At 65.5% G+C, this 10,691-nt stretch carries 6 protein-coding genes and 2 pseudogenes; 2 read left to right on the top strand and 6 right to left on the bottom strand.

The features are described from left to right. Positions 1-387 precede the first annotated feature (387 nt). Positions 388-1,569, top strand: coding sequence for an IS110 family transposase (locus tag ACFQ79_RS31795; protein ID WP_383589884.1), 1,182 nt, complete (start codon positions 388-390; stop codon positions 1,567-1,569). Positions 1,570-1,839: 270 nt separating this feature from the next. Here ACFQ79_RS31795 and ACFQ79_RS31790 read toward each other — a convergent pair whose 3' ends face one another. Beyond that, positions 1,840-3,222 carry a cytochrome P450 gene (locus tag ACFQ79_RS31790; protein WP_383589881.1) on the bottom strand — a complete coding sequence of 461 codons (1,383 nt, stop codon included), beginning with the start codon at positions 3,220-3,222 and terminating at the stop codon, positions 1,840-1,842. A 1,079-nt stretch (positions 3,223-4,301) separates the two neighbouring features. Further along, entirely contained in the window at positions 4,302-4,871 is a 570-nt protein-coding gene (locus ACFQ79_RS31785) for a hypothetical protein (protein WP_383589879.1), read from the bottom strand. Between the two features lie 804 nt (positions 4,872-5,675). On the opposite strand from ACFQ79_RS31785, the pseudogene ACFQ79_RS31780 reads away from it, so the two are divergent. Further along, positions 5,676-6,437: pseudogene (locus ACFQ79_RS31780) on the top strand (transposase family protein). Between the two features lie 73 nt (positions 6,438-6,510). Here ACFQ79_RS31780 and ACFQ79_RS31775 read toward each other — a convergent pair. From ACFQ79_RS31775 to ACFQ79_RS31760, 4 genes and pseudogenes are all read right to left on the bottom strand, one after another. Continuing rightward, positions 6,511-7,110, bottom strand: coding sequence for a transposase (locus tag ACFQ79_RS31775; protein ID WP_383589877.1), 600 nt, complete (start codon positions 7,108-7,110; stop codon positions 6,511-6,513). Continuing rightward, positions 7,083-7,583 carry a winged helix-turn-helix domain-containing protein gene (locus tag ACFQ79_RS31770; protein ID WP_383589875.1) on the bottom strand — a complete coding sequence of 167 codons (501 nt, stop codon included), beginning with the start codon at positions 7,581-7,583 and terminating at the stop codon, positions 7,083-7,085. The genes ACFQ79_RS31775 and ACFQ79_RS31770 overlap by 28 nt, the downstream gene beginning before the upstream one ends. Positions 7,584-8,308: 725 nt before the next feature. Continuing rightward, positions 8,309-8,608: pseudogene (locus tag ACFQ79_RS31765) on the bottom strand (transposase family protein); the annotation flags it as partial. Between the two features lie 119 nt (positions 8,609-8,727). After that, entirely contained in the window at positions 8,728-10,065 is a 1,338-nt protein-coding gene (locus tag ACFQ79_RS31760) for a M14 family metallopeptidase (protein WP_383589873.1), read from the bottom strand. Positions 10,066-10,691 lie beyond the last annotated feature (626 nt).

Genomic DNA, 10,691 nt, shown 5'->3' with positions numbered 1-10,691 from the left:
ATGCGGGACGTCGGGCATGGCAGGATACGGAACCAACAGGGCCCCTTCGGTCGCCGGTGTGCTGAGTGGAATCACCACGCCAACGACGAGAGGCCTTGCCTCGTCACCACACCCGCTGACCAGCCCATTTCACCCTCCAGCACAGGATGAAAGAGGCTCCCTACGTTGTGCACCGGGACAGGGCGAGCCCTTCGTATGGTTCTCCCACCCAGGGGTGCCGGGTGTGGTTCAAAAGGCTCTGCCGCTTGTGGCTTCCAGTGATTGGCCGCCCGGCGCCCCACGACGACTCGGCTGCCAATTAGGAATTGCGAATGATCGCTCCGTAGGGAATCGACAGCGAGGTCGTCCGTCGGGAGCACCCAGCACACCCCACCGCACGGAGGCATGATGGTCGCGATCTGGGCCGGCATCGACGCAGGCAAGGCCCACCACCACTGCGTCGTGATCGACGAGAGTGGCCGTCGGCTGCTGTCGCGGCGCGTCGCCAACGACGAGCCCGAACTCCTCGAACTTCTCACCGACGTTCTGGCCCTGGGCGACGAGGTGACCTGGGGCATCGACCTGGCCGACGGCGGAGCCGCCCTGGCCATAGGCATCCTCCTCAACCACGACCAGCTGGTGAACTACATCTCCGGCCGCGCCATCCACCGCGCCTCCGAGAGCTACCGCGGCGAAGGCAAGACCGACGCCAAGGATGCCGCCGTCATCGCCGACCAGGTTCGCATCCGCCGCGATCTGCACCCCTTGCGCCCCAGCGACGAAACCGTCATCGACCTTAAGATTCTCACCGGTCGGCGCATAGACCTGGTCGCCGACCGAACCCGCACCGTCAACCGGCTGAGGGCCCAACTGACCGGGATCTTCCCCGGCCTGGAGCGGGCCCTGGACCTCACCAACAAGGGTCCGCTGACCGGCTACCAGACCCCCGCGGCTGTCCGCCGGCTCGGCGCCAGGCGCCTGGAGACCTGGCTGCGCAACCGCAAGGTCCTCCGCGCCGACCAGCTCGCCACAACCGCGGTCGAAGCGGCCGAGCGCCAGCACACCAGCCTGCCCGGGGAGACGCTGACCGCCCAGATGGTGCACACCCTGGCGAAGGAGGTGATGACCCTCAACGAGCAGGTCGCCGAACTGGACAAGCTCATCGAGGCCCGGTTTCGCGACCACCGCCACTTCGATGTGATCACCAGCATGCCCGGCCTCGGCATCATCCTCGGAGCCGAGTTCCTGGCCCCTACCGGCGGCGACATGTCCGTCTTCGGGACCCCCGACCGCCTCGCCGGCTTCGGCGGCGTCGCACCGGTCCCGCGTGACTCCGGAAAGATCAGCGGCAACCTGCAACGCCCGCAGCGCTACAACCGACGGCTCCAGCGCGTCCTCTACACCTCCGCGCTGTTCAGCATCCGACGGAGCGACGAGTCACGCCGGTTCTACGATCGCAAACGCGCAGAAGGCAAGCGCCACACCCAAGCCGTCCTTGCCCTCGCCCGCCGCCGGGTCAACGTCCTCTGGGCCCTTCTCCGCGACGGACGGTGCTACGAGCCCGAACCGCCGACCGCCCTCGCAGCTTGACAGACGGCATTAGGAATCACTGAGCTTCTTCAGCTTGCCCACCGATCGGGTGACCCACCTGAAGTGTCTGTGCAGGTCAGACGCTCTTGAGCGCCTCCGGCCGAACCCGAGTTGAAGAAGCTCACTGAGGAAGCTGACCCTTCGAGTCCGACAGCGCAGGCGCCCCTGCAGTCACAGTGTGAACCCGCTGCCCTGACCCAACCACCATCAGCGCTCCGCGAGGGCCACAAAGGCAGCATCCATCGTCCAAGTCAGCCTGTCCAAGAAGACTCAGGATAGTGGGCGGCGCCTCACTACCTGCAGCTGCAACCCGTAGGGAGCGGCAAAGAAGTAGGGACGCTTGCTACGGATCTGTGCGTTGGGTACAGGACGCAGAGACCAGCGACGGGTGATCGTGGCGAGAAGGTTAGCGATCTCGCTGACAGCAAACCGGTCACCAATGCAGCCTCGCGCCCCCATCCCGAAGGGGATGTAGGCACGCCGTGACACGGTCGGCGGCCGGCCATCCCATCTGTCCGGGTCGAATTGGTGCGGGTGCTCATAGTATTTCGGATTCCGGTGTATCTGATAAGGACTGAACATGAGGCTGGACTCGGCGGGGAAAACATAGGGACCCAGTTTGGCGGACTCGACCACGCTTCTGCTCAGCAGCCAGTTCGATGGATAGCAGCGTAGCGTCTCGCTTATGAAGTTGCAGGTAAACGGAAGGTTGCCGAGATCACTCTTGAAGGAAATCGGTCCGGGGGGCATCCTGTCCAGCTCGGCATGCAGGCGGCGCTCAAGATCGGGCCGGATGGACAGTATGTGCATTGCCCATGCGAGACTGCTTGCCGTTGTCTCCGTGCCCGCAGTGAAGAGTGTGATGATCTGATCGCACAGTTCCTCATCCGTCAGCCGTGCGCCTCCCGATTCATCTTGCTGCATGAGAACTCCCAGAAGCCCTTGATCCCGGGTTTCCGAAGCGCGGCTGGCTGCGATGATTTCCTGTGCCGCCTGGCGGGTTCCGTCGACGGCGGCAGCGAAACGGCTGTCGAGGGTCGGGATGACACGGCGCACCGACTTCGGCACAACGACTTGCAGCGCTACCAGACGGGTCAGGTCCTTCACCACTTCAAGGAGGTGGTCAACGTCAATTGCCTCTGTGACAGATGGCATCAGAGTGCGCGCCACGACTCGGTGAGTGATGCGTCCTGATTCCGTCAGGACATCCAGCACCTGACCGTCACGCCAGCTATTGCTGGCTTGCTCGCCTTCTTCTGACATTACAGATTCAGCCGCACCGATTGACCTCGGCGAAAAGGCCGGCTGCATCATCGTACGCTGGCCTCGATGCACATCGGCTGGGCAGACGACTAGGCTATTGGGTACGATCGATCTCCCCGCCTCGTAGATCGGTCCACCCTTTTCAAAGACACCGTTCTTATTGATCAGCATCTCACGGGCTAGGTCCGCGTCGCACACGAGGTAAACACTCACATGAGCTACCTTGAGGCGAACGACAGGCGCAGCGTTCGAGCAGCTCCGCAAGAGCTTAAGGGGATCCCTCAGGAGCTGCTCGAGATGTCCAATAACGGCCCGAGCACCTGGCGCAAGAGGAGGTCGGCTCTCTCTGTGGCCGTAAGAAGTGTGTTGCCTAGGGCTGGATACTGACATGGAAACATCCCTGGGATAGGAGTGCTCAAGGCATGCGAATGCCTAAGGTCAGCGCATTCGGCCTGTCCGGGCCGGGCTAAGAGCTTCCGGCGTTGCAGTGAACATTGAGGATGCTTTGACTGCACCTGACATTTTCGCTCGATCTCCGATTGGGATGGTCTGCGTTTCCGTAGAGCCCACGGGGTACCTCCCAGGTCTCCAAGCGATCATTTCATGCATCAGCAATGCGACAGGGGCTGCGTTGGACTCCGGTACACCCGCCCACGTCCGTGAGTGAGCAGTGCCGCATCACATAGACGGGCGGCTGCCTGTGTATTGGTCTCCTCCACTGTCAATGCCCTTCCCGTAGTGGATCACACCAGGATGGCCCGGCGTGACAGGGCGGCAGGCTGGCCGGCCCTGCTGCCCTGGAGGCAGTGCCAGCGAAATTGGATTCCTGGAGACACCACGGTGACGTTCCTCCGAGCGGAAGGCAGTAAAGCGGACGCAACGGCTTGAGCTGATTGAAGATTCCGGGGACAACTGCGGTCTGGCTGCTGTGTTGAAGGAGGGACGGCGTCGCCTGCGGCCCTCACCACTCGACCACACCGAGGCCTTGGCTCAGAACTCGATACGTCTCATACCGGTCAAGACATCATGCTTCCAACGCTGCGTCTCCGCGAGCCTGCCGCCATGAGTAACTTCTACTTACTCCGCAGCCGAAGCGCTGCTGGTGTGTGTAAGGGCTGGCCCCGGGGCCGGGGTGTGAGGCCGTGCTGGCTGCTGACAGGATCACCGTGCAGCTCTGCCGCACGCACCGCACCACTATCGGAATCCCTGCAGCGACGAGGCCCCGGACTTGCTCGGACGTGTCTTCACCGCAGCCGAATCCCGACACGGAGTGCGCCGGTAACACCCTGGCCACTGATACCGGAACCGCCTGGCGCCGCCTGGGCGATCACCGGACAACGCTGCCAGGTACAGCCCGACGTGGCCACGAAAACGATTGCGGCCAGCACACCTCGGTCACGGTGCCAACGCGGCCACCGCCCTGAAGCCTCTACGGCGCGCCCCCTGCCAATGAGACGGCGACGAGTCGGTCAGCCTTCCGCGGCGTCCGTAAGGTCGTCGATGCCGGTGACCACAGTACCGTTGAAGTCCACCAGCACGCCGAGTTCGGTCAGGCCGGGTGCGTCGCAGTCGGCGAAGCGGAGCGTCCAGCGCTGGCCACTGCCAAAGGTCAGCTCAGGGCCGCCCAGAGCCGTGCGGGCGGGCAATGCAAGCCTGTCCCTGACGGCCCTGCGCGCCACCGCGGCGAGTTCGGCCCAGCATCGTAGCGTTCGAGCCACAAAGTAGAAGTCGGGCGGCAATTCACCCGAGATCACCATGAGATTGGCGGTCAGCGATTCATCGGCCCCGGCCGGTCGATAGCCGCTGATCGCCCAGCACCGGTACTGCTCAGGGGCCGGCATCTCGACGAACGTGCCCACTTTGGGGACGATAAGCTCCGCGGGCAAATCGGCAAGCATCTGGCCGAGCCGACGGGCTACCTCGCCTTCTGCCCAGCTCTTCACCATGTGTTCCGGGGTTGTGTGGTAACGCTCGGCGAGCGCGAGCAATCCGCGCCATGTGGCGTCGTCCAGGCTGATTCGCAAGTCGGGCCGGGTCATCACTCCATAGTGGCAGAGCGGTGCCGTCTGCGCCCTCGCGCTGCGTCACCGGCTCAGGACAGAAACCTCCAACCACTGGTAATCAGGCTGCTAGCCGACCTGCCTTGCAGCAGCTGGACGATCGCCGGGTGAGCCGGGGAGAAGTCGTCCGAGCCAGCGAGCGCCCGCCACCCTGTACCCGGCACCCCGCATGCTGCGCATCTGCGACGAGATCCGACACAGGGTCACCGCCCACGCTGTCCAGCCCGTCCACGGCTTCGCCCACCGTCTCGGCTGGTCCGGCTTGCGATCCCGCCGCCAGACCCGATCCCAGGGCAGCTGCTGCCGAGGGCAAGCCGTTCAAGCATGACGATCACGATCTGCGGCTGGCGCATTGCCAGTGTCCTGAGGGGAACCTACTCACTCGTTGTCAATGGGCCCGTGGAATCCTGCCCGGTGAGGTGAGTAGCGGCCTGTCCGCCCCTCTCCCTGTTCAGTCTCTGCCAATGGGAGTTGAAATGCTCGAAGCCCTGCAGCTTCTTCCTGAAGACCAGCCAGCCGATTCACGCGCGCACGGTCCGTGCTGGCCGAATTTCACTTCACCCAGCGGCAGTTCTCCGTGCTGCCTCCCGTACACGTGCGACCAGTGGCACACGACGCCTAGCGGACGAGGCTGTCTCGTGGCCAAGTAGCCAGTCGAAGCATGCGGCTGACCTGGGGGAATGGCGCCTGGTTGGGCATATGCCTCTAAAGGCAACGGTGACTTTGATCGGTGTTGCGGCGAAAGGGTGTTGCAGAAGGCCCCGGTCCGGGCATTTCTCCTGTATGGGTGGGGTGTTGCGGGCTGAGCCGGTGTGGGTCGAGACGTTCACGGGCTTGCGGATCGACCGGTTCGCGAAGCTGGTGAAAGGAGCGGGGCGGGAACGGTCCCGGTGGTGGCCGGCCGTGGTGCCTGCCGCTGGCCGACCGGGTTCTGCTGGTGGCCGTCTACTGCCGCACCAACCTCACCATGCGGCAGCTCGCCCCGTCTTCGGGATCTCCCCGGCCACCGTCTGCCGGGTCATCCACCGTCTGCGTCCGTTGCTGGCTCTGGAGCCGGCCCCGCGGCCGGTCGCCGACGTGGACCGGCTGTGGATCGTGGACGGAACCTTGATCCCGGTCCGCGACCGCACCGTGGGAGCCTCCTCCCGCAACTACCGGTTCTCGGCGAACGTGCAGGTCATCATCGACGCGGACAGCCGCCTGGTCATCGCCTCAGCCCGGCCGGCGCCGGGCAACAAGGCCGACGCCCACGTGTGGCGGGAGTCGGGCCTGCCAGCCACGGCGGCCGGGACGACGGTGATCGCGGACGGCGCCTGCCTCGGCACCGGCCTGATCGTGCCCCACCGCAGAAGGGCCGGCCGCCCCCTCCTGCGCGGCCAGGAAGAAGACAACGCCGAACACCGACGCGTCCGTGCCCGCGTCGAGCACACCTTAGCCCGGATGAAGCACTACAAGATCCTCCGCGACTGCCGCCAGCGCGGCAACGGCCTCCACTACGCCGTCCAAGCAGTCGCCCACATGCACAACCTCGCCATGGCCGCGTGAGCAGGCCAGCCCCGAAACCCGCCCTGACCTGCCCGGACACAGACTTCTGCAACATGCTTTACTAATCTTTTTGTTAGTTCGGTGGGGTTGATGGGTGGAGGGTGAGGCCGGTGTGGGCTAGGAAGGACCAGGGCAACTGCGGGTTGTGGTTGATGCGGTAGATGCCCTGTTCGGTGGCGTCGGCGACATCGGCGAGATGGTCGCCGGCGAGGTTGGCAAGCTCGCGTTTCTTGAGCGAGGACCACAGCAGCTCCACCGGGCTGAGCTCGGGCGCGTAGGCAGGTAATCGCTCCAGGGTGAGCCAGTCCTGCTCGGCGACCCGGGCCCGCATGGCCCGGCTCCAGTGAGCCGACAGCCCGTCCCAGACCAGCACCACCCGCTCACCGCGGTAGAACGCCTTCATCTGCTCCAGGACCTCGATGAGAGCGGTGGTGTCGTAGCTGCCGGGCTTCAGATGGAAACACAGCCGAGCCCCTCGATCAGGGTCGGTGGAGTGGTATCCCAGGGCCCCGGCCATCGACGCCCGCTTCCAGTTCAGCCGGTGCCGCAGCAGAGGTGTGCGGCCGCGGGGCGCGTAGGTGCGGCGGACCTGCGGCAGCAGCGACACTCCGGATTCGTCGAGGAAGACGATCCAGGCACGTGTGTTCAGCGCCCCCTTCTGATCCGCGGCCACTCGTGAGCGATCCAGCGGGCGATCTCGGATTCGTCGCGTTCGACGGCCCGCCGTTCGGGTCGCTGCAGGCTCCATCCGAGCCGGCCGGTCAGCAACCGCCACACCGACGCCCGAGACAGGACCACTCCGGTCACCCGCTCGACGACCAGGCCGACCCGCTCCAGCGTCCACAGATCAGCCTCGAAACCGTGCACCTGGGCGCCTTGTTCCAGCGCGGTCCGCACCCGCTCGACCTGGTCATCGTCCAGCTTGGGCGGGCGGCCGGTGGCCGGGCGCCGACGCAAGGCATCGGCGCCGTCCTTCTCCCAGACCCGTTTCCACCGCCGCACACTCTCGTCACTGACCCCCAGCATCCGCGCGATCTCGGCACCCGAACGTCCCTGGTCGAACAACTCGGCCGCCCGCACACGCCGGGCCTCGGCCAACTGCGGCCGCGTCAAGGGAGGAACAACAGACGAAGGCTTGAAAGACACCGCACCAGGATCCCACCAACGAAACGGTCGAGCCCACGGAACTAACGAAAAGATCAGTAGTCGCCCATGACTTCGGACAGCCGAATGGCTGCTGTTCAGGCGTTCCCGGATGGGTGCGCCAGGGTCGCGGGGCGGCACTTTGTGCAGTGCACCGGCCTCCCCCGCGACCCGGCCAGCTTCCTCACCGGTTCGGGGCCCCTGCCGCAGGCGCTCTGTCTGAGCACATGTGCGTCACACGCAGATGGGCAGCAGTTGCTGCGCCGCCACACGTCTGCCGCAGACCGCTGAACGCGTGCGTGGCGCCGACGAGCTCCTGGCCTGTGGCTGACGATGCGCGGCCATGCAGCCAATGCCGTGCCCTGGGCTCTCGGGCGGGGCCGTGACGGATGGCTCAGGGAAGTCGACGGCGGGCGTATTCATCGTCGGACGGCGCTTGAGTTTGTCCCGGACCGCATAGCGGAAACCGCTGCCGCCTCGCCAGCATCGTGGGGCATCCTGCTGTGCTCATGCAGTCGAAGGCTGCTCGGCACGCGCCCGGATCTGCGGCACCCGGCGTGCACCCTTCCTCGGCAGGCAGCACGGCCAGGGCCGCCTGCGGCGCGGTACGACGGGGCCGATGCTGAGGCGCTGCCGTTGTGCCTTCGCAGTTCCGCCGACGCGCCATCCCTATCTCCGCTGGCGCCCAATGTCAGCAAACAGCAAGCTCGCAACCTGACAGATGCGTCCTTCCGGCGGCAGACCGGGATGAGGGTGCCGTCCACGATCCACAGCCGTTCCACCGCGCTGGCCGGGCGGGGCCGGCTCGATAGCCAGCAGCGGCCGCAGCCGCTGGATGACCCGGCACACTGTCGCAGGCGAGACGTCGAACAGCGGCGCAAGCTGCCTCATCGGAAGGTTCGTACGGTTCTAAGCGGCTACCAGCAGCACCCGGCCCGTCGGCGGCAGATACCACGGCCGGCCACCACCAGGACTGTCCCCGCCCCTGCTTCCCCGACCACCTGCAGCAGCCGCTCGAACTGCCGCATCCGCCCGCAGACCCGTGTACGCCCACACTCACAACGGATCAGCCTTCAACGCTGCGGGCTCGTCACGACCGGTCCCGGCAGGGGCACCCCAGATTCCCCGGGGCACCCCTGCCAGTGTGTCAGGCGGTGCAGTACTGCGCCTGTTTGCCGATGGAGCGGTACATGCAATCGGCGTTCTCCAGAAGCTGCAGGACAGCATCCTTGTTGCGGCTTGTCTCGCGTTCGATCACCTCGTCGGGCGGGTAGAAGCCGCCGTTCCACGATGACGTCGGATACATCTCGAAGGTGTACCCGAAGATCCTCTGGCTGCCCCAGAGGAAGTCGTCGATCGACCCGTCTGTGATGTAGAGGTCGCTGGACTGCTCGGGTGTGTAGCCGTTGCTGGCTGCCATCTTCTGGCCCACTGCGGCGAAGGCGTTGCGGTCGTCCTGGGTCATGCCTGCGGCGGTGTTCGCAGTGGTCCAGCCGTACGGCCAGAGCACCAGCTCGCTGTACGTGTGGAAGTCGATCGCAGCCGTGATCTGCTGTTTGCCACCCACGACGCGGGAGCGGACGAAGTCGGCAACGACCTTCACTTCCGGGGCGGACTCGGGGGCCGCGCCCCGGTACGTCGCGGAGCTCTTGGAGCCTGAGGAACCGCCGCAGCAGCCCCACTTGTAGTCCCAGTTGCGGTTCATGTCCGTACCGACGTAGAGGGAACCCGAGTTGGGCTGGCGGTTCTTGCGCCAGCTTCGGTAGGAGCCGCTCGCGATGTCGTACTCGCCGCCGTCCGGGTTGAGGTCCGGGATGATCCAGATCTCGCGATTGTTCACCATGCTGGTGATCCGGGAGTCTGTGCCGTAGCCAGCGCCGAACTCGCGCAGGAGATAGAGGGCCATCTCGACGGTCAAGTGCTCGCGGGCGTGCTGGTGGTGAGTGAAGAGGACCTCGGGCTCGGCCTCGTCAGTGCCGACGTTGTCGCTGATCTTGATCGCGACGATGTCGCGGCCCTGGTAGGTCTTGCCGATAACCCGCTTGTTCATAAGCGACGGGTAAGCGGCGAGGCGCTGATCGATCTCGGCGTTCATCTCCGCAAAGTTGTGGTACCTCGCGTCGGCGGAGGGGAAGTTGAAGGGCTGGACTGCCAAGCCCTTGACGGACCGGTCGGGCGGGGCTGGCAGCGCCTCGGGGCGGTGGCCGAGCACTCGGAGTTTTCGCAGCTGGGAGGAGTTGGCGCTGACGACGATGCTGTGGTCATCCGCCTCGTCGATGGATACTCCGGTAGCGGCAAGGGCAGTGCGTTCTGTGGCGGTGGATGGGCCGTGGATCTCGTATTGGCGGATCACTTCCTCGGCGGCGGGTGTCGGCTCCGAGTCGGCTCCGGCCTGGTTCACGCCTGCGGAAAGGGGCGCCGTGAGGGCGAGCGCCAGAAGGGCCGCGAGAGTGGCGAACCTTCTTCCGCGGGTTCGAAGTCGCATGCTGTCTCCTGGGTGGAGTGTGGGTGTGCGACACGTGCGGGATGTCCGGGCACATCGTCCGGTGCTGGCATGAACTAGTCAATGGTGCGGTGCTGCGTGCCCTCAGTACTCCAGTGACTGAGCTGGTTCATTGCTGGTGGGATCTGGTAAACGGGAGTGCGGGGACCGGCTGCAACAGAAGGTCCTCGGGCTACGGCTCCGGGGTACCGCCGGCTGGCGATCGAACGGACCACGGTCCGGCTGACCCGGTACCGTCTGCTCAACCACCGCTGTGAACGCACCCCCGCAACTGCCTGGCGTTGCCCGGCCTCACCGCAAGCCATCTGCGACGACAGACACCTCCTCAGGCTGACCGGGTAGGACACGGTCCTAGCAATGGTGTCCTGAGGGCCGGGTAGTCGAGCGAGAGGAATCTCCGAAAGCTGCCGGTGGCACCCTTGCCTAATCGCAGACCGCGACGAGTGAACCGCCCCTTGACTGGGTGCCGAAGACTCAGCGAGGCAGCCACGAATGCGTGTCAGGTGCCCGGAACACTCATCCTCTAGGCAAGAAGTGACCATGAGCCTGCGGGCAGGGCCCCGCAGGCAGACTGTGGGCACGGGGAGGATCCCGTAACGGACGGCGAA

It is taken from the genome of Streptomyces sp. NPDC056480 (assembly GCF_042795405.1).
Lineage (GTDB): Bacteria > Actinomycetota > Actinomycetes > Streptomycetales > Streptomycetaceae > Streptomyces.
The sequence above is the reverse complement of the archived record's forward strand: the minus strand, read 5'-3'. Positions and strand labels throughout refer to the sequence as shown.